Source organism: Pollutimonas subterranea, assembly GCF_002849655.1.
GTDB lineage: Bacteria > Pseudomonadota > Gammaproteobacteria > Burkholderiales > Burkholderiaceae_B > Pollutimonas > Pollutimonas subterranea.
Window position 1 is genome coordinate 39,784 of record NZ_PDNW01000001.1, and the last position, 16,982, is coordinate 56,765.

The 16,982-nt window shown below is 57.5% G+C and carries 20 protein-coding genes; 7 read left to right on the plus strand and 13 right to left on the minus strand.

The annotated features are described in order from the left end of the window. Positions 1 to 8: 8 nt before the first annotated feature. From CR159_RS00170 to CR159_RS00180, 3 genes are all read right to left on the minus strand, one after another. The gene (locus CR159_RS00170) at positions 9 to 431 is read right to left on the minus strand and encodes a YybH family protein (protein ID WP_102072406.1); all 423 of its coding nucleotides are present in this window, start codon (positions 429 to 431) and stop codon (positions 9 to 11) included. Positions 432 to 502: 71 nt separating this feature from the next. After that, on the minus strand, positions 503 to 715 hold the full coding sequence (locus tag CR159_RS00175) for a zinc-finger domain-containing protein (RefSeq protein WP_102071988.1): 213 nt from the start codon (positions 713 to 715) through the stop codon (positions 503 to 505). 43 nt (positions 716 to 758) lie between these two features. Then, positions 759 to 1,679 carry a branched-chain amino acid transaminase gene (locus tag CR159_RS00180; RefSeq protein ID WP_102071989.1) on the minus strand — a complete coding sequence of 307 codons (921 nt, stop codon included), beginning with the start codon at positions 1,677 to 1,679 and terminating at the stop codon, positions 759 to 761. Between the two features lie 118 nt (positions 1,680 to 1,797). On the opposite strand from CR159_RS00180, the gene CR159_RS00185 reads away from it, so the two are divergent. The 3 genes from CR159_RS00185 (at position 1,798) to CR159_RS00195 (ending at position 4,393) form a co-directional block, all read left to right on the plus strand. Further along, the gene (locus CR159_RS00185; protein ID WP_102072407.1) at positions 1,798 to 2,508 is read left to right on the plus strand and encodes an AzlC family ABC transporter permease; all 711 of its coding nucleotides are present in this window, start codon (positions 1,798 to 1,800) and stop codon (positions 2,506 to 2,508) included. Beyond that, a complete protein-coding gene (locus tag CR159_RS00190; protein ID WP_102071990.1) occupies positions 2,505 to 2,852 on the plus strand; it encodes an AzlD domain-containing protein in 348 nt (115 codons plus the stop codon). Before CR159_RS00185 ends, CR159_RS00190 begins: the two co-directional genes overlap by 4 nt. Before the next feature lie 167 nt (positions 2,853 to 3,019). Then, complete coding sequence (locus CR159_RS00195; RefSeq protein ID WP_102071991.1) at positions 3,020 to 4,393, plus strand: DEAD/DEAH box helicase; 1,374 nt, start codon at positions 3,020 to 3,022, stop codon at positions 4,391 to 4,393. Here CR159_RS00195 and CR159_RS00200 read toward each other — a convergent pair. Beyond that, entirely contained in the window at positions 4,373 to 4,768 is a 396-nt protein-coding gene (locus tag CR159_RS00200) for a thioredoxin family protein (RefSeq protein ID WP_102071992.1), read from the minus strand. The genes CR159_RS00195 and CR159_RS00200 overlap by 21 nt on opposite strands. A gap of 60 nt (positions 4,769 to 4,828) precedes the next feature. Between CR159_RS00200 and CR159_RS00205 the strand changes: the two genes are divergently transcribed. The 3 genes from CR159_RS00205 to CR159_RS00215 all read left to right on the plus strand — a co-directional run bounded on the left by CR159_RS00205 (position 4,829) and on the right by CR159_RS00215 (position 7,325). Continuing rightward, positions 4,829 to 5,647: an EI24 domain-containing protein gene (locus tag CR159_RS00205; RefSeq protein WP_102071993.1), complete on the plus strand. Its 819-nt coding sequence runs from the start codon at positions 4,829 to 4,831 to the stop codon at positions 5,645 to 5,647. Then, positions 5,644 to 6,456 carry a competence/damage-inducible protein A gene (locus CR159_RS00210; RefSeq protein WP_439650477.1) on the plus strand — a complete coding sequence of 271 codons (813 nt, stop codon included), beginning with the start codon at positions 5,644 to 5,646 and terminating at the stop codon, positions 6,454 to 6,456. The genes CR159_RS00205 and CR159_RS00210 overlap by 4 nt, the downstream gene beginning before the upstream one ends. A 62-nt stretch (positions 6,457 to 6,518) precedes the next feature. Then, positions 6,519 to 7,325: an IclR family transcriptional regulator gene (locus CR159_RS00215; protein ID WP_102071994.1), complete on the plus strand. Its 807-nt coding sequence runs from the start codon at positions 6,519 to 6,521 to the stop codon at positions 7,323 to 7,325. 59 nt (positions 7,326 to 7,384) lie between these two features. On the opposite strand, the gene CR159_RS00220 is transcribed toward CR159_RS00215, so the two are convergent. Next, complete coding sequence (locus CR159_RS00220) at positions 7,385 to 8,365, minus strand: tripartite tricarboxylate transporter substrate binding protein BugD (protein ID WP_199173185.1); 981 nt, start codon at positions 8,363 to 8,365, stop codon at positions 7,385 to 7,387. Positions 8,366 to 8,732: 367 nt separating this feature from the next. Here CR159_RS00220 and phaP point away from each other — a divergent pair, with 367 nt between their 5' ends. Further along, a complete protein-coding gene (phaP, locus tag CR159_RS00225) occupies positions 8,733 to 9,320 on the plus strand; it encodes a TIGR01841 family phasin (protein ID WP_102071995.1) in 588 nt (195 codons plus the stop codon). A gap of 114 nt (positions 9,321 to 9,434) precedes the next feature. Here phaP and CR159_RS00230 read toward each other — a convergent pair whose 3' ends face one another. From CR159_RS00230 to CR159_RS00265, 8 genes are all read right to left on the minus strand, one after another. Next, entirely contained in the window at positions 9,435 to 10,502 is a 1,068-nt protein-coding gene (locus CR159_RS00230) for a quinone-dependent dihydroorotate dehydrogenase (RefSeq protein WP_102071996.1), read from the minus strand. Between the two features lie 6 nt (positions 10,503 to 10,508). Continuing rightward, complete coding sequence (locus CR159_RS00235) at positions 10,509 to 11,237, minus strand: arginyltransferase (RefSeq protein WP_102071997.1); 729 nt, start codon at positions 11,235 to 11,237, stop codon at positions 10,509 to 10,511. Between the two features lie 40 nt (positions 11,238 to 11,277). Beyond that, on the minus strand, positions 11,278 to 12,018 hold the full coding sequence (gene aat / locus CR159_RS00240) for a leucyl/phenylalanyl-tRNA--protein transferase (protein ID WP_102071998.1): 741 nt from the start codon (positions 12,016 to 12,018) through the stop codon (positions 11,278 to 11,280). Further along, entirely contained in the window at positions 11,996 to 12,619 is a 624-nt protein-coding gene (locus CR159_RS00245; protein WP_102071999.1) for an NUDIX hydrolase, read from the minus strand. Before CR159_RS00245 ends, aat begins: the two co-directional genes overlap by 23 nt. A gap of 40 nt (positions 12,620 to 12,659) precedes the next feature. After that, on the minus strand, positions 12,660 to 13,328 hold the full coding sequence (locus CR159_RS00250) for a DUF2946 family protein (protein ID WP_102072000.1): 669 nt from the start codon (positions 13,326 to 13,328) through the stop codon (positions 12,660 to 12,662). Between the two features lie 161 nt (positions 13,329 to 13,489). After that, positions 13,490 to 14,290: a MetQ/NlpA family ABC transporter substrate-binding protein gene (locus CR159_RS00255; protein ID WP_102072001.1), complete on the minus strand. Its 801-nt coding sequence runs from the start codon at positions 14,288 to 14,290 to the stop codon at positions 13,490 to 13,492. A 48-nt stretch (positions 14,291 to 14,338) separates the two neighbouring features. Further along, the gene (locus CR159_RS00260; RefSeq protein WP_102072002.1) at positions 14,339 to 14,992 is read right to left on the minus strand and encodes a methionine ABC transporter permease; all 654 of its coding nucleotides are present in this window, start codon (positions 14,990 to 14,992) and stop codon (positions 14,339 to 14,341) included. Continuing rightward, on the minus strand, positions 14,973 to 16,031 hold the full coding sequence (locus CR159_RS00265; protein ID WP_102072003.1) for a methionine ABC transporter ATP-binding protein: 1,059 nt from the start codon (positions 16,029 to 16,031) through the stop codon (positions 14,973 to 14,975). Before CR159_RS00265 ends, CR159_RS00260 begins: the two co-directional genes overlap by 20 nt. Positions 16,032 to 16,982 lie beyond the last annotated feature (951 nt).

A 16,982-nucleotide genomic window follows, 5' to 3' on the forward strand; every position in this document is an offset into this window, starting at 1 on the left:
TACCGCCTTCAGTGCAAGGTGTCCGGATGGTCCTGCAGGCCGAACATGTCGATATTCTGCGGAGCATGCGATGCGTGATGAAGTACCATTTTCCATCCGGTGCGGCCTTTGTGGAAAACGTTGGTCGTGTAGCAATTGGCTGTCTTGTCGCCTTCGGATGTCTTGACCGAGACCTGCTCCACCAGCACATGGACGGAACTCATGACCGTCGTGAGGACCATGGGCCGCAAGGGAGTTATGGTCATGGCGCCGCTGCTGAATATTTGTTGCCACGCGCTCTGGATTGCGTCCAGGCCAATGACACGCATGCCGCCCGGATGTACGCAGACGATCTCTTCGTCGTCGGCCCAGACGCGCATCATCAATGCCAGGTCGGCTTTCTGAAGCGCCTCGTAGAAGGCGTGTTCAGCTTCTTGCGGGGTAGTAAACATAAAAATGCGAACCGTAATGTGGCGGGCGGCCGGCAATGGCATGAGCCCATGGAGTAGTGCCAGACAGCACCCTAGTGTGCGTGGGCCTTTTCGCCTTCTTTCAGTTCGTATGCCGTGCCGCAGTAAGGGCAGATTGCCTTGCCCGTCTTGACCACCTCGATGAAGACCCGTGGATGCATGCTCCATAGGGGAGCATCCGGGCGCGGACAATAGACCGGCAGGTCTTTGGCTTCGACGAATATGGTTTCGTTGTGCGGAATGACGTGGGAGGGGGCGCTGCTCATGGTGTGTCCTAGAGTGATGGGGCCTGGTACAGCCAGGCGGGTTTTATACTTTACTGAGCCAGTGGTGATAGTTGGGATTCTTGCCATTGACCAGCTCGAAAAACGCATGCTGCAACTTTTCAGTGATAGGGCCACGGACACCCGAGCCGATGACTCGCCGGTCGACCTCGCGTATGGGTGTGACTTCGGCCGCAGTTCCCGTGAAAAAGGCTTCGTCGGCAATATACAGGTCGTCGCGCGTAAGGCGCTTGGTTTGTATGGGGATGCCCAGGTCGGAGGCCAGCGCATGGATGGTTGAACGCGTTATGCCCGTCAGTGCAGAAGCGATTTCGGGCTCGCACAGCACACCGTCCTTGACGATGAAAATGTTTTCGCCCGAGCCTTCGGCGACAAAACCATCGGTATCAAGAAGTATGGCCTCGTCGTAACCATGATCGAGTGCCTCGGCGTTGGCAATGATGGAGTTGGCGTATGTGCTGGCCACCTTGGCGCGGGGCATGGTGACATTGACGTGCTGGCGCGCATAAGACGAGATCTTTACCCGTATGCCGTGTTTCAGGGCCTCATCGCCCAGATAGGCGCCCCATGGCCACGCCGCAATGGCGATATGGACCTTGGCGCCTTTGGGCGAAACGCCCATTTTTTCGGAGCCGTAGAACACCAACGGACGTATATAGCAGGATTCGAGCTTATTGCTGCGAACGACTTCCAGCTGCGCCGCGTTGATGGCGTCCTGGTCGTAAGGCATCTCCATCTGGTAGATATGGGCCGAATTGAATAGTCGCCGGGTGTGATCCTGCAGCCGGAAGATGGCCGTGCCTATGTCAGTGTTGTAGGCGCGCACACCTTCGAAAACAGCCAGTCCGTAATGCAGGGAATGCGTAAGCACGTGGGTTGTAGCGTCGCGCCAGGGCACGAGCTTGCCGTCATACCAGATGAAACCGTCGCGATCAGACATGGACATTAGGCTCTCCCAAAGATGAGGCTTGATTGTACCAAGGGCTGCAGCCTTACAATACCGACTTTCCGAAAGGTTGCATAAGGTAAGCGTGGTGGCACAGATCCGAGTGGTTCCGGGATGGCTGAATTCCCCTAAATGGCGTAACTTCAAAGCCGGGACACGCGACGCCGTTCCCGCCCTTATCGCCACCGGCACCTGGGGTTTCGTGACCGGCATTGCCTTGGTCAAGTCGGGCCTCACGGAAGGCATGGCAACACTCATGACCTTGGTGGTGTATGCCGGATCAGCCCAGCTGACCTCACTACCGCTAATGGAGTCCGCCGCGCCGCTGTGGCTGATATTTGCCGCCGGACTGGTGGTCAACATCCGTTTTATCATTTTTGGCGCAGCGCTTCAGCCATTCTTTCGGCACTTGCCCTGGCGCAAACGGATGGGCCTGGGATTTTTCTCGACCGATGTGTCCTTTGTACTTTTCATGGGACGCTATGGAGAGAGCAGGGAGCGCGGCAGTGCCGAGCAATTGTGGTATTTCCTCGGCCTCATTGTTCCGGGCTGGTTTGCCTGGAATGCTTGTTCACTGCTTGGCATATACCTCGGTGCGATGGTGCCGGCGTCATGGTCGCTGGAGTTCGCGGCGGTGCTGGCGCTGATGGCAATCGTTGTGCCCCTGATTCAGACACGGCCCATGGTGATGTGCCTCTTGGCCGCCGGGCTGATTGCCTGGATAGGCCAACCCCTGCCTTTGCGGTTGGGTTTGGCGGCGGCGGTCATAGGCGGGGTGGTGGCCGGTGTTGTCACCGAGCGCTTGACCGAAAAGGCAAAAGCGTCATGATCGGCGATCTGCATTTTGACTTGTATGTGCTGGGCGCAATTGCGCTTCTGGCGGTCTGCAGTTTCGTGACCCGAGCCGGATACTTCCTGTTTGGCGACTATTTTCCTCTCTCTGATGGCGTGCGGCGGGCTTTGCGTTACGCGCCCACCGCGGCGCTGATCGGTATCGTTGTGCCGGAATTGCTTCCCTGGCATGCCGACACCGGTTATGTATTCGACATCAAGGTACTGGCCGCAGTGGCGGCGGTGGCCTTGTATTGGCGCACGCGCAGCACGCTGCTGGTGATCGTTGGAGGCATGATCGCGTACTGGATATTGCGCTTGCTGTCTGATCTTCCGCTTTAAACCTTATCGTAACAAAGCGTATGCTTTTAGCGACACTATCCCCTTTTTATGGCATTGCATGGTCGCCGCCCAGCCCTAAACACTGATCCGCAGCCCGGCTGAGTTAAAATTACCGCGTTATAAATGCTTTACGTGGGCTATTCCTGCGTGGGGCGCAACCACTTTCAATGACAGACACTACAAACACTCACGTCGATACTCCTGCCGTCACTTTTTCCGATTTCGGCCTGCATCCCAGCATACTCTTGGCGGTCGCCGCAACCGGATATACCATTCCTACGCCTATTCAGGCGCAAGCGATACCCATAGTCATGGATGGGCGAGACGTCATGGGCGCCGCTCAAACCGGCACGGGAAAGACTGCAGCGTTCACATTGCCCATCTTGCATCGACTGATGCAATTTGCCAATACCAGCGCGTCTCCAGCGCGCCACCCTGTGCGCGCGCTTATCCTTACCCCGACGCGTGAGCTGGCCGACCAGGTTTCCGACAGTGTTATCGAGTACAGCAAGTCAACACCGCTGCGCTCTACGGTAGTGTTCGGCGGCGTCGATATCGGCCCCCAGCGCGACGCGCTGCGACGTGGGTGTGAAGTGCTTATCGCCACGCCGGGTCGACTGCTTGACCACGTGGAACAGAAAACGGTCAATCTGAGCCAGGTCGGAATCCTGGTGCTGGACGAAGCCGATCGCATGCTCGACATGGGCTTCCTGCCCGATCTCGACCGTATCATGCGCTTGCTTCCGGCCAATCGCCAAGGGCTGTTGTTCTCGGCGACGTTCAGTAATGAAATACGAAAACTGGGCCGCACCTACCTGAAGAATCCCGCCGAGATCGAAGTGGCCGCAAGAAACGCCACGGCTGAAAACGTTACGCAGATCGCCTATGCAATGCCTGGCAGCGAGAAGCGCGCGGCGGTGGTGCATTTGGTCAAATCGCGCGGGTTCAACCAAGTCATCGTATTCTCCAATACTAAAATCGGCACTGGCCGCCTGGCTCGCGAACTCGTTCGTGACGGCGTCAAGGCCGAGTCCATACACGGCGACAAAAGCCAGATCGACCGCATGAAAGCGCTCGAGGCGTTCAAGGCCGGCGAACTGGAAGTCCTGGTCGCCACCGATGTCGCGGCTCGTGGACTCGACGTGGCGGGCGTGCCCTGCGTGATCAACTACGATCTTCCCTACAATGCCGAAGATTACGTGCATCGTATCGGCCGTACCGGCCGGGCAGGGGCATCCGGTGAAGCTATCGCCTTCTATGCGCCCGACGAAGAGCGTTTCCTGCTCGATATTGAAAAGCTCATCAAGTTCAAGATACCGCGCGGCCAGCTCAGTGTGCCCGTTGCCGCCAGGCCGGCGCCGGCAAGTAGCCGCGAGCGTCGGTCTTATTCGTCGGGTTCTACATCGCACAAGCCGGTAGATGACTTCTTCAGCAAGCCTTACGTGCCTTCCCCATCCAGCGTCGCTACAGACGCGGGCAAGCCACCACAAGTCAGCACAAGCAAGCGGTCGGTAGGCGTGCTACTGGGCGGCGGGCGGTAATAACAAGGTGCGCAGCGAGGCCGGCCCACCTTCAATAGCCGGCGAGGCCTCGTCCAGATGACTGATCAGGCGCTCGAGATGGGCAATATGCGGCAACATCGTGCCGTAGAAAAGGTTTCCTTTTTGGGGATCCTGAATGAGGATGGTCGGAAAGTTTTCGACGTCGTCATCATCCAGCAGTTCCGGGCTCTCTTCAATATCGACCCATACAAACGTGTGTTGCGGCCATAGTGCGGCCAGCTCGTCGAAGCCAGGCCGGTATTGGGTGCAGGTGTCGCACCATCCGGCGCAATAACAGGCAACGGTCAGCCCCTGGTCCAGTTGCAGGCGGGCGTTCAGCGCAAGCGCATCAAATTTAGGGTCGAGCACTGACATAGAGACAAATGGCATCCGGTTTGACTATGATAGTCGTGTCATCAATTCAAGATTTCTTCAATGAATAATACTAATTTGGCAGTTCGTGGCTCACGACCGGCCGTAACAGGCTTGGCGGCCGTGGGTGTGGCGTTCAAGCGGGCGCTGGTTTCACAATGCCACCCGAAGATGCTCGCGGCATTGTTCCTGCCTTTCATTATCGCCCTGTTAGGTGCCATTATATTGCTTTGGGCTTTCTGGGCTCCACTGACCGCCTGGCTCAACGCCGAAGCCGCCAATTGGGAAATCATCAATCAAGTCGATGAATGGATGTTGGCACTGGGCCTGTTCTCCCTGAAGCTATACCTGGTCCCTCTGCTTGCCGTGGCCATACTCTTGCCGATGTCCGGGATACTGGGCTTGGTCATTGCCGCGGTCTTCGTCATGCCTATTGTCTTGCGCCATCTTGAAAAGCGCGAATATCAAGGGATATCGCGACAGGGAAAATACAGCACGGCGGTAGGCGCCTGGAATGCAATATGGGTGGGAACACTGTTCGTCCTGGCATGGCTGGTAACCATGCCCTTGTGGCTGATCCCTCCCTTGCCTCTTGTTCTGCCGGTAATATTATGGGCGTTTGCCTTCACCCGCATGTTGCGCGTGGATGCCATTGTCGAACATGCAAGCCATCAAGAGCGCCGGCTGATCTGGAAGCGGCATAACCGCCAGCTATGGCTGATCGGGTTGGGCCTTGCGCTGATCAATCTGTTTCCTCCCGCCTGGCTCATCCTGCCGGTATTCTCGGCATTGGTGTTCGCACATTTCAGTCTGGAGTCGTTGCGGCAGTTGCGTGACCAGACCATCATCGATCAAGTAGAGCTTAAACGGACACGACCATGACCATGCTTATAACGGCAATACCCAAGGTGCGCCTGATCATTATCGGCGACGAAATACTTTCCGGAAGGCGCCAGGACAAGCACTTTTCCAAGCTTGTCGAACTATTGTCTCAACGCGGCATGCAGCTGTCGGGGGCGGAATTCATCTCGGACGAGCGTGACGTGATTGCGACCACGCTGGCGCGCAGCTTTGCTACGCCGGACATTGTCTTTTGTTGTGGAGGCATAGGGGCCACGCCGGATGACCAAACCCGTCAGGCTGCAGCACAGGCTCTTGGCCTGGAACTGGTCCTGCATCCCGAAGCTGCGCGCCTGATTGCCGAGCGTTGCGCCGAGAACGAACGGCGTGGCCAGGGCAGCGGCGATATGTCCTTGCCCGAGAACCAACAGCGCCTGCAGATGGGTGTATTTCCCACAGGGGCCGAAATCGTGCCCAACCCGTACAACAAGATCCCGGGTTTCTTCATTGCCAATCACACCTTCATGCCTGGCTTTCCCGTCATGGCATGGCCCATGATGGAGTGGACGCTCGATACCCGGTACGCATCGTTTCACCACGCCACGACGCGCGTGGAGCACTCTTTTCTGGCCTTTCGCTTACCCGAGTCCCGCATAACGCCGGCACTGGAAGAGCTCGAACTGAAGTGGCCGGGGGTCAAGGCGTTCAGCTTGCCCAGCATGGGCGATACCGGTCATCCTCATATCGATCTTGGCGTCAAAGGCGAGCCGGAAGCCGCTGCCGAGGCACTTGCGTTCCTGCGGGCGGAGGTCGTACGGCAAGGTGGTCAGCTTACTCCGCCAGAAAAATAAAACTTGCGGATCGGCTCTTTGTTTCATATTATGGAATTGTTGCATTGCGGCATAACGTGACTATGACTCGAACCATGCTTCCCATTTCTTCGCACAGCGCATCGTCCATGAGTGATTCGCCCATAACCATACAGGTGTTGGAGCGAGCCATGCGTCTGCTTGATGTACTCGCCGGACATGCTCATCCCATGCCCCTGAAAGACCTTGCCGCCACGACGGGCCTGCATACTTCCACCACGCATCGAATCCTGAACGACTTGGTGGTTGGGCGTTATGTCGAGCGGGTAGACAGCGGCCTGTATCAGCTCGGCATGCGCTTGCTGGAGCTTGGTTCTTTGGTCAAGGGTCGGTTGAACGTGCGTGAAGTGGCCGTCGAGCCCATGCGCGAGTTGCACAAGATCACTGGTCAGACTGTAAATCTGTCTTTGCAGCAGGGCGATGAAATCGTGTACATCGAACGTGCATGGAGCGAGCGCTCCGGCATGCAGGTGGTGCGCGCCATAGGTGGCCGTGCACCGTTGCATCTGACGTCTACGGGAAAATTGTTCCTGTCGGTAAGCGACCCCAGGCAGGTAAAGGCCTATGCGATGCGTACAGGGCTGGCCGGCACGACGCGCAACAGCATTACACAAACTGATTTGCTTGAACGGGATCTGGCGTTGGTGCGCCGTCATGGCTATTCGCGCGATAATGAAGAGCTTGAGCTGGGTGTTCGGTGCATCGCCGCGGGTGTGTATGACGATACTGGAAAATTGCAGGCCGGCTTGTCAATTTCCGCCCCGGCGGAACGCATGCGCGATGAGTGGATACCCATATTGCTGAGTACTGCGGCCAAGATATCCGAGGCCCTGGGCTACGAAGTTTCGTAGCGGCCCAGGCCTGGCGGTATACAGGCCCGCAGCCGCGTTGCGGGCCTGATATATGTTGCTTATTGTGCTTGTACGCCGACTTTCTTGAACAAGTCAGCCCATTGGGGAACTTGCTGTTCGACTTTCTTGGTCAGGGCTTCGGGATTGGCTTCCGAGGTCAGGACGGTTGCGCCGAGGGCAGCCATGCGTTTCTGGAAGTCGGGAGTTGCCATGCCGGCCTGCAGCGCGCTGATGAGCTTGTCGGTAACGGGTTTTGGTGTCCCTGCGGGAGCCCACATGCCGTGCCAGATGCCCACTTCAAAATCCTTGAAGCCTGATTCCTGCATGGTTGGCAGGTTGGGAAGTGTGGAAACGCGCTCTTTGCTGGTGACGGCGTAGGCTTTGACTGTGCCGGCCTTGATGTGCTGAGTGGTATTGGTGGTTTGATCGCACAGGAGATCGACTTGCTTGCCGAGCAGGTCGTTCATGGCCGGCCCAGTGCCCTTGTAAGGGACGGTCAGCAGATCGACGCCGATGGCTTGCGAGAACATGGTGCCGCAAAGATGGCTGGCAGCGCCGATGCCGGCGTTGGCCAATGACACTTTGTCTTTATTGGCCTTGATGTATTCGATCAGTTCCTTGATGTTATTGGCAGGGAAGTCTGAGCGCGCGATGATCGTCATCGGAACGTCGACAACGAGGCCTATGGGCTGGAAGCTGGTTTTAGCGTCGTAGTTGGGATTTTTATACAGCGACGGAGCTGTCGAGAAGCCGATGTGCATCAGCAAAATGCTATAGCCATCGGGTTTGGCACGCGCTATCTGCGAAGTACCAATCGTTCCGCCTGCTCCCGCTTTGTTTTCGACCACAATGGTCTGGCCCAGCGTAGGCCGCATGGCCTCGGCCAGCGAACGCGCTACGTTGTCAGTAGGTCCGCCAGCCGAGAAAGGGACGACCATATTGATGCTGTGGTCGGGATAGTCGGCCGCGTGGGCGGCTCCGGCGGCAAGCATGGTACCCACAATCAATGCGGAGCTTAACTTCATGGTGCGATACGTCATTTAGTCTCCCTTTGCCATTCGGCAAAGTAAAAGTGTAGATTTTTAATACAGTTAGCTGCTAACAGTGTCATTACGCTGCCTGAATGCTATGGGAAATCGTCTGGTTTGTCGCTTAGGTATAGCCCTTATATCCTAATCCATTCGGTCCGAAATGCGTGAATTCTTGATTTTCCGCAATGTTGCAACGCAACATTTAATTGTTGACATCACGGTTGAATCAGGTAGAATTTGTTTTGTGCATTGCAGCATGGAAGGTTTTCACAGTTGCAGGTGATTTGCTTAACCTTCTTTATTCTTACGCTTGAACTTCAGTTCAACCATTCAAACCGCGCGGCATAACCGGCGGCTTACTTATAAAGGAAACACAATGAGCGCGATCCCTCAACAAGTTTTGGCCAATCAAAAAGCCACTCTCGACAATTTTCTGGCTATCCAGGGCACTTTCTTCAGCGGCTTTGAAAAGCTGGTCGACTTGAACCTCAAGGTCATCAAGGCAACCATGGACGAAGTTGCGCAAAAATCGCAGCAAGCGGTCGAAGTTAAAGATGCTCAGGAAGCATTGAGCTTCACGTCGGCTTTCCAGCCGAATGCTGAAAAGGCGTTGGCCTACAGCAAGCATGTGTATGACATCTTCTCAGGCGTGCAAGTTGATCTGTCCAAGTTGACCGAAGAGCAGATTGCCCAAGGACAACAACAGGTTTCCGCAGCAATCGACCAGATCGCCAAGAACGCTCCTACGGGTTCCGAAGGCGCCGTGGCACTGCTCAAGTCTTCGCTGAACACAGTGAACAGTGCTTATGATTCGGTTGCCAAGGCCACTCGCCAAGCCGCTGACGCTGCAGAATCGAACATCACCGCAGCAACCAACGCAACCTTCAAGGCTGCCGCGGACGCCGCAGAGGCCGCTGACGCCGCCAAGTCGGGTGCTGCCCGTGCCCGTCGCTCCGCTGCCTAAGTAAAGGCGAGCTCGCTAAGCCTGGTCTAGCCTGGTCTAGCCTGGCTGGGCCAGTAGAAGAGCCCCGAAGAAGCAATTCTTCGGGGCTCTTCTTTTTGATGCCTGTATTGACGTCTAAGCGGTATTCCGCGCCGTGTCGACGAGTTCGCCCGCGGCTTGCACGCATTCCGCGATCAGGGCCGGACCCCGGTATATCAGGCCGGTGTACAACTGTACGGCATTGGCTCCTGCGAGGATTTTTTCCCTTGCCTGCTGGCCCGACAAAATACCGCCGACGCCGATAATGGCAAAGGACGTGCCGAGTTGCTGCCGAAGCCGGGAAATAACCCGTAGCGACAACTCATGCACCGGTGGGCCCGACAGGCCGCCGGCCTCGGCGGCATGGGGCAGGCCCAAAACAGCCGCGCGCGACAAGGTGGTATTGGTGGCAATTACGCCGTCGATATCGTAGCGGGGAAGCAAGTCGGCAATGACGTCTATTTGCTGGATGCTGAGGTCGGGTGCGATTTTTACCACCATGGGAACGCGGCGCCCGTGCTGGTCGGCCAGCGCCTTGCGCTTCTCCTGCAATGGCAGGAGCAAACCGGCAAGTTCATCCTGGCCCTGCAAGGCACGCAGGTTCTGTGTATTGGGCGACGAAATATTGACCGTGACGTAATCGGCGTGCGGGTACACGCCTTCCAGGCCCAGCAGGTAATCATCCACGGCGTGTTCGATCGGTGTTGTCGCATTCTTGCCGATGTTCAGCCCCAGGATGCCGCCTGTACTGCGCCATTGGCTGTTTTGCACATTGGTGATGAACGTGCCGAGGCCCTGATTGTTGAACCCGAGCCTGTTGATCAGTGCTTGGGCCCGGGGCAAGCGGAACATGCGAGGCGTGGGATTGCCGTCTTGCGGCTTCGGCGTAACCGTACCCACTTCCACGAACCCGAAACCGAGATGACCCAGTGCGTCGATATGCGCGCCATTCTTGTCCAGGCCCGCTGCCAGGCCGACTGGATTACGCAAGGACATGCCCATGAGCGTACAGGGCCGGAGTGGACGGGTGCCGAGCAGGTTGCGGGTGAACCTGCAGTCGTAGGCTTTCTGCAATGACGTTAGGGTGACGTCGTGCGCGGCTTCGGCATCCAGGGAGAAAAGTGCGGCGCGCGCCAAAGGGTAAGTATTGAATAAAAATGACATTAGGGCTTATGGCGTGGGAGGCTCGGTCCAGGCTCCATTCTGCAGGATCTGGTAGGGAGTGTACTGTGACTTGTACGCCATTTTACGGCTTTCCTGGATCCAGTATCCCAGATACAGCCACGGCAGCCCCATGGCGCGGCATTGGTCGATTTGCCACAATATGCCATAAGTGCCAAGGCTGCCTTGAACCTCGGGATCGTAGAAGGTATATACCGACGACAACCCGGTTTCCAGGGTGTCCACGACCGACACCATTTGCAGCGTGCCATCGGGCAGCCGGAATTCGACCAGACGCGAATCCACACGGCTTGTCAGCAAAAACTGCTTGTATTGGGTCTGGCTGTCTTCGTCCATGCCGGCGCCAGGGTGACGACCGTGCTGATAGCGGTCATACAGTTGGAAATGCTCGGTGTCCCACTGCAGAGGCATGATGCGGGTCTGCAGGCTGTCGTGCCTTTTCCAGGCTTTACGCTGACTGCGGTTGGGCCGGAAACGGTGGGTGTCTATCCGTATGGGCAGGCATGCACGGCAGCTGTCGCAATGCGGACGATACGTGAACAGGCCACTACGGCGGAAGCCTTGTTCGACCAGCCCCGAATAAGTGGAGGCGTCGATGAGGTGCGTGGGCGCGGCAACTTGGGAACGGGCATCGAGTCCGGGGAGATAGCTGCAGGGATAAATAGCCGTGGAGTAGAATTGCAGGGCTTTGAATGTCAGTTCGGTCGGATGGCTCATAACTGGACTCGGTAAGGCTATACAGTCATTATGGCGTCATTTATCCGATGCTTGCAAGCGCGCCCGACTGCAGTATTTCACCGGGGCTCCACGGCGGCGCTGCATCGTGTACGACGCTGTCCAGCAAAGCCAAAAAATTCCGCCGGCTCATCGGCATGGCGCCCAGGCTTGCCAGATGGCTGGTTTGCTGCTGGCAGTCGATATGGCGAATGCCGCGAGCCTGCAGAAACCTGACCAGGTAAGCCAATGCCAGTTTGCTGGCGTCGGAGGCTCGGCTGAACATGGACTCGCCAAAGAAGAAGCCTCCCAGGTTGATGCCATAGGCTCCGCCCGCAAGCTGTCCATCTATCCACGTTTCAATGCTGTGCGCGGTGCCGGCGTAATGCCAGGCCAGATAGGCCGACTGCATGGCGGGTGAGATCCAGGTTCCCGGCTGTGTGGCTCTCGGTGCAGCGCAGGCCGCAATGACACGCGCGAAGGCAGTGTCGGTGGTTATCCGTATTCGGGCGCTAGGCGTGCGCTCATTCCCGGCTATCTGCCGCAATTTCTTGGCCAGGGAATGGGACACCTTGAAGTTCTCGCAGGCCAACACCATGCGAGGATCCGGGCTCCACCACAAGACCGGCTCGCCCTCGTTGAACCATGGAAAGATGCCTTTGCCATAAGCTTCTGTCAGTCGTGCCAGGGTGAGGCTTCCGCCGGCCGCCAGCAGTCCGTCCGCAGGGGCATGGTCCGGCGACGGCAGTGGCGTTTGCTCGTCAATCCAGATTAATCTTGCCATGTCGCGAAGTGGTACTGCCTGGAGCGGGCAGGGGTATATCGTAGTGGTGCATCGGAAATATGCCTGTCTTCACGTCGACAAGATAGTGTTCCAGCGTAGTGATGATGGTGCGGAAAGCCAGCTCGCCCCACGGGATATCGTCCAGGGCAAAGAATGCGGCCTCCAGACTCTCAGGGCCGGGGAAAAGGTCTTCGCTCAAGACTTTGGCCAGGTAAAAGAAATGCACTTGTTCCGCATGCGGAACATCGATCACCGTATACAGGGGACCCAGCTCGATTTGCGCGCCGGCTTCTTCCTGTGTTTCGCGCATGGCGCCCTGCGCAGTTGTTTCGCCAAGCTCCATAAACCCGGCGGGTAGCGTCCATTTGTCGTAACGCGGTTCGATGGCGCGGCGGCAAAGCAGGATCTTGTCTTGCCAAACCGGCAATACTCCGACCACATTGCGCGGGTTCTGGTAATGCACTGCACCGCAGTGCTGGCAGACATCTCGAAGTCGGTTGTCGTCGGGTGGGATGAGCTGGTTGAGGACAGTGCCACACTGGCTGCAGAATTTTTGCGCACGAGGGGCCGGGAAGTAAAAACTGGAAGCTTGCGATGTCATGGTTTGATTCTACCCAAAGCGTGGTCGGGACGTGGCGCCTTCATTGTTCGGGGCGAGGATTAGCCGCGAACCCAAGCCTTGTCGGGATGTCCGCCGCCGGGCAAGTTTGAAACGGAACCGCCGGTGCTGCTGCGGCATTCGATTCGCCCAGGGCGCGCAATGACAGGGCCTTTGCCGAACCTGTATCAGCCTCCAGGGCGTTCAGGAGGCTCACGCCTTCAGTCGTGTACAAGGCATCGAGCACAGCCGGCAGGTCGCGGCCTGCAACCAGGCCAGGCCCGTGCTCGGTGCGGGCATAAAGCCTGCCGCCGTCATCCAGCCACCACTCCTGGATCGCCACTTCCAGCCCTGTATGGGTAACGAGGAAAACGGCATCGCTGCTGGTCTTTACGTGGGTGCGCAGGATATAGGGGGCGGCATCCAGCCTAACGTAGACTCTCTGTGGACCGTTCTGGAAAAACCATCGACCCTGATCGTCGTGGTTATAGTTGCGGTCGATGAATCGAATGATCTGGGGGCTGGTAATGGACTCACCGGCTGCGGCCTTATCGTCGGCCTGCGGGGCTGTGTCAGCGGAGCCACGCGAGGACTGGCAGGCATCGCCTCGCGGGTGCAGGCGCCACAGCCCCCCGGCTGTGAGCGAAAGCCAGCCGTACACGTCCGGTACATTGGGCCAGCGTGCCATTGCGGCAATTACGTTATCGTCCATGATCAAATTTTACCCAAGCATCATACGTGCCAAAGATAGTACTACTGGACGGACTCAAATAGATGCCGGGCATGGTATAGGCGGCTCCAATAAAAAAACCTGCCCGGCATCGCATGCAAGGCAGGTTATGGCGCAGCAGGGCGGTGTGATAGCCGTTCAGCTTACCAGGCGGTGATGACTGAGTTCTTGAACGTGGAAGTTACGAATTCCTTGGTTTCCGGAGAGTGGTACGCCTTTACCAGCTTGGCGACCCAGGCCTGGTCCTTGTCTTCGACGCGTACGGCGATGAGGTTGGCGTAAGGACCTTTTGCATCTTCCATGGCGATGGCGTCCGTCACGGGATTCAAGCCCGCCGATGCCGCGTAGTTGCCGTTGACGGCTGCGGCGTCGAGGTCTGACAGCGACCGGGGCAGTTGTGCGGCATCAAGTTCAATAATATCCAGCTTTTTGGGGTTCTCGGCGATGTCCAGGGGGGTCGCCTTCAAGCCTGCGTCAGCTTTCAACTTCAGAAGACCTTGCGACTGCAAGACGAGCAGGGCACGCCCTCCATTGGTCGGGTCGTTCGGTACACCTACGCGTGCGCCGTTCTTCAACTCGTCCAGGGTCTTGACCTTTTTGGAATAGATGCCCATGGGAAAGGTGATGGTATAGCCTACATTGGCCATCTTATATCCGCGATCCTTGATCTGCGCATCCAGGTAAGGTTCGTGCTGGAAGCTGTTGGCGTCCAGGTCGCCCGCGGCCAGGGCCGCGTTGGGCTGCACATAGTCGCTGAATTCGATCACTTCGATCTTCAGGCCGTCTTTAGCGGCCAGGCCTTTCACGAACTCCATGATCTGTGCGTGCGGGCCCGCTGTGACGCCGACCTTGTAGGTCTTGTCCTGTGACATCGCCGGGGTGGCGGTCAGGCTCATTACGATCCCCAGTCCGGCGACCAACTGCAGTAATTGACGACGTTTCATTTTTTTCCTCTTGAGAAACAGTTGTGGATGCGCAAAGGCGCCATAGGCCTAGCGATGACTTAAACGGCGGACCAGGATATCGCCCAGGGTCTGCACTAATTGAACAAAAACGATCAGGATGAACACAACCAACAGCATTACCTCGGGCAGGAAGCGTTGATAGCCATAACGGATGCCCAGGTCGCCCAAGCCGCCGCCGCCGACGGCGCCCGCCATGGCGGAGTAGCCGACCAGGCTGACCAGCGTGATGGTGAGGCCGGCGATAATGCCGGGGAAGGCTTCCGGTACCAGCACTTTGTAGACGATCTGCCAAGTGCTTGCGCCCATCGCTTGCGCCGCTTCGACCAGGCCGCGGTCCACTTCGCGCAGGGCGGTCTCCACCAGCCGTGCGACAAATGGGGCGGCTGCTATCGTCAGCGGCACGATGGCAGCCGCTGTGCCGATGGATGTGCCGACGAAAAAGCGGGTCAGCGGAATAATGGCCACCAGCAAAATGATGAACGGTGTCGAGCGCACGGCATTGACCACAATACCCACGGTCCGGTTCAGGCTAAGTGCCGGCAGTACACCGTTCCGATCTGTCAAATGCAGCAGGATGCCCAGTGGCACGCCCACCAGCGACCCCACGACCCCTGACACCCCCACCATCAGCACCGTTTCAAGAAATGACTTTATAAACAGGTCAATCAGCTGTGATGACATGATTCAGCTCCTCTACCGTTACTCCGCGCGAACGCATGAATGCCTTCGCCTGTTCAATTTGATCGTCGGTACCCCTGGCCAGTATTGCCAGAGAGCCGAACGCCTGCTCCTGGATCTCGTCGATCTGGCCGTGCAGGATGTTGAAGTCCAGGCCGAAGCGGCGCACGACATCCGACAGCAAGGGGTCCTCGACGCCGGTACCGGTAAAGGCCAGGCGCAGCAAGTGATCCTGACCGTCGCCGTCGCGAGTCTGTGCCAGGCGCGCACGCACGCGCTGCAAGACGCCTTTGGGTAAATCCTGCGAAATGACATCGCCTATCATCGCCCGCGTTACAGGGTGCTGGGGCGCGCGAAAGATATCCAGCACGGATCCGTGTTCGATGAGTTCACCCGCTTCCATGACCGCCATGCGATCGCAGATCAGCTTGATCACTTCCATCTGGTGCGTGATGAGCACGATGGTCAAACCCAGTTCCCGGTTGATCTTCTTCAACAGTTCAAGAATGGACTTGGTCGTTTCAGGATCCAGTGCCGACGTCGCTTCGTCCGAGAGCAGGACTTTTGGATCGTTGGCCAAGGCCCGTGCAATGCCGACACGCTGCTTCTGTCCACCGCTGATCTGCGCCGGATAGCGGTCAGACAAGGCACTGAGGTCGACGAGCTCCAGCAGTTCGCGCACTTTGCGATCAATCTCTGTCTTGGCGACGCCGGCCAGCTCGAGAGGCAATGCAATATTGCCATACACGGTTCGTGACGAAAGCAGGTTGAAGTGCTGGAAAATCATGCCGATCTGACGGCGTGCATTGCGCAAGGCTTCCGGTTTCAGGGAAGTCATGTCCTGGCCGTCCAGGACGATATGGCCGGAAGTAGGGCGGTTCAACAGGTTCAGCGTTCGCACCAGTGTGCTTTTGCCGGCGCCGCTGCGCCCGATAATGCCGAACACTTCGCCCTTGCGTATCGTCAGGGTGACGTCGCGTATGGCGTCGACGGGCCCGGAGGGTCCACCGAAGCGCTGGGATACTGCTTTTATTTCTATCATGGGGGAAAACAAAAGGGCAGCAGTCCGTTGCAAAGACGGTTCTGCTGCCGTGGATGCTGTAAAAGTTAAGGAATTGTAAGGGCGGGCGTTATTATATCTAAGGAATTTATTAATACATTTATATATGTATTGGTTATATAGAACGCGGATATCGTCGGACGACGATGTGTACGGGTTAGGGGGATCGCTAATAGTCGTCATGGGTCATGCTTCTGACGTCGCTGGCACGATGGGAAGGATGTCCGCTCCTCGTGGCGCTATCCGGCGCCGCCGCGCCGAACCAGCGTGGCTTGGCTCATCCGCCCGTTCGGGCTCCTTTCGCCGACAGCCCGCTGGGGCGCCCCGAAAGTCGCGAACATCCTCCCCCATCGTTCCAACGACTGCATAATGAATGCGCGTGACGGCGCTGGGGCGATGTGTGCTTGACATTCTTCTGACACGGCGGTGGCTGGCCGAAGAGGTTTGGGGGCCGTCGAGCGCCGGTCCCGTTGGACCTGCTCTCGACATTCGCGACTGATATTGCCACTGGCTCCTGCGCTATTTTCGTGCTATTTCAGTGCTATGTCAGTATTGTCTTAGTGCCATCTCGCTATCACCTCAGCGCTACGCTCAATCGGCTCCAGCTAGGTCGCGTCCGGTGTTTGCGAATCGCGCTCCTCGGTAAACCGGAGCATGGTTATTTGGCGAGCGGTCCGGTATGTGGTCTTGCGAGTGATTTGGTACTTGATCCAATTTCACAGGTCCAATGCACTGTGCCGCCCGGGTGGCGGGCGGCACAGTGCGAGCGTGTCAGCTGTTTCAACTCGATTAAACGATGGCAAGAATGCCAAGCACCCAGTTCGTCACAGACACCCGGACAGTCAAGCTTGATGCAGTCGAGGGCGCGGCGCTGGGCCGATCCGGTCCTTTGGAGCCTCCAGCAAGCCGCACGCGAAGGGAGTCCCGAAGGGG

Bases quoted from the DNA above. Each gene is read 5' to 3' on its own strand.
- CR159_RS00255 (WP_102072001.1), bottom strand. From the start codon at position 14,290: ATGAAACGTCGTCAATTACTGCAGTTGGTCGCCGGACTGGGGATCGTA.
- CR159_RS00260 (WP_102072002.1), bottom strand. From the start codon at position 14,992: ATGTCATCACAGCTGATTGACCTGTTTATAAAGTCATTTCTTGAAACG.
- CR159_RS00205 (WP_102071993.1), top strand. From the start codon at position 4,829: ATGAATAATACTAATTTGGCAGTTCGTGGCTCACGACCGGCCGTAACA.
- aat (WP_102071998.1), bottom strand. From the start codon at position 12,018: ATGGCAAGATTAATCTGGATTGACGAGCAAACGCCACTGCCGTCGCCG.
- CR159_RS00265 (WP_102072003.1), bottom strand. From the start codon at position 16,031: ATGATAGAAATAAAAGCAGTATCCCAGCGCTTCGGTGGACCCTCCGGG.
- phaP (WP_102071995.1), top strand. From the start codon at position 8,733: ATGAGCGCGATCCCTCAACAAGTTTTGGCCAATCAAAAAGCCACTCTC.
- CR159_RS00200 (WP_102071992.1), bottom strand. From the start codon at position 4,768: ATGTCAGTGCTCGACCCTAAATTTGATGCGCTTGCGCTGAACGCCCGC.
- CR159_RS00250 (WP_102072000.1), bottom strand. From the start codon at position 13,328: ATGGACGATAACGTAATTGCCGCAATGGCACGCTGGCCCAATGTACCG.
- CR159_RS00190 (WP_102071990.1), top strand. From the start codon at position 2,505: ATGATCGGCGATCTGCATTTTGACTTGTATGTGCTGGGCGCAATTGCG.
- CR159_RS00245 (WP_102071999.1), bottom strand. From the start codon at position 12,619: ATGACATCGCAAGCTTCCAGTTTTTACTTCCCGGCCCCTCGTGCGCAA.
- CR159_RS00210 (WP_439650477.1), top strand. From the start codon at position 5,644: ATGACCATGCTTATAACGGCAATACCCAAGGTGCGCCTGATCATTATC.
- CR159_RS00195 (WP_102071991.1), top strand. From the start codon at position 3,020: ATGACAGACACTACAAACACTCACGTCGATACTCCTGCCGTCACTTTT.
- CR159_RS00215 (WP_102071994.1), top strand. From the start codon at position 6,519: ATGACTCGAACCATGCTTCCCATTTCTTCGCACAGCGCATCGTCCATG.
- CR159_RS00220 (WP_199173185.1), bottom strand. From the start codon at position 8,365: ATGACGTATCGCACCATGAAGTTAAGCTCCGCATTGATTGTGGGTACC.
- CR159_RS00235 (WP_102071997.1), bottom strand. From the start codon at position 11,237: ATGAGCCATCCGACCGAACTGACATTCAAAGCCCTGCAATTCTACTCC.
- CR159_RS00170 (WP_102072406.1), bottom strand. From the start codon at position 431: ATGTTTACTACCCCGCAAGAAGCTGAACACGCCTTCTACGAGGCGCTT.
- CR159_RS00180 (WP_102071989.1), bottom strand. From the start codon at position 1,679: ATGTCCATGTCTGATCGCGACGGTTTCATCTGGTATGACGGCAAGCTC.
- CR159_RS00175 (WP_102071988.1), bottom strand. From the start codon at position 715: ATGAGCAGCGCCCCCTCCCACGTCATTCCGCACAACGAAACCATATTC.
- CR159_RS00230 (WP_102071996.1), bottom strand. From the start codon at position 10,502: ATGTCATTTTTATTCAATACTTACCCTTTGGCGCGCGCCGCACTTTTC.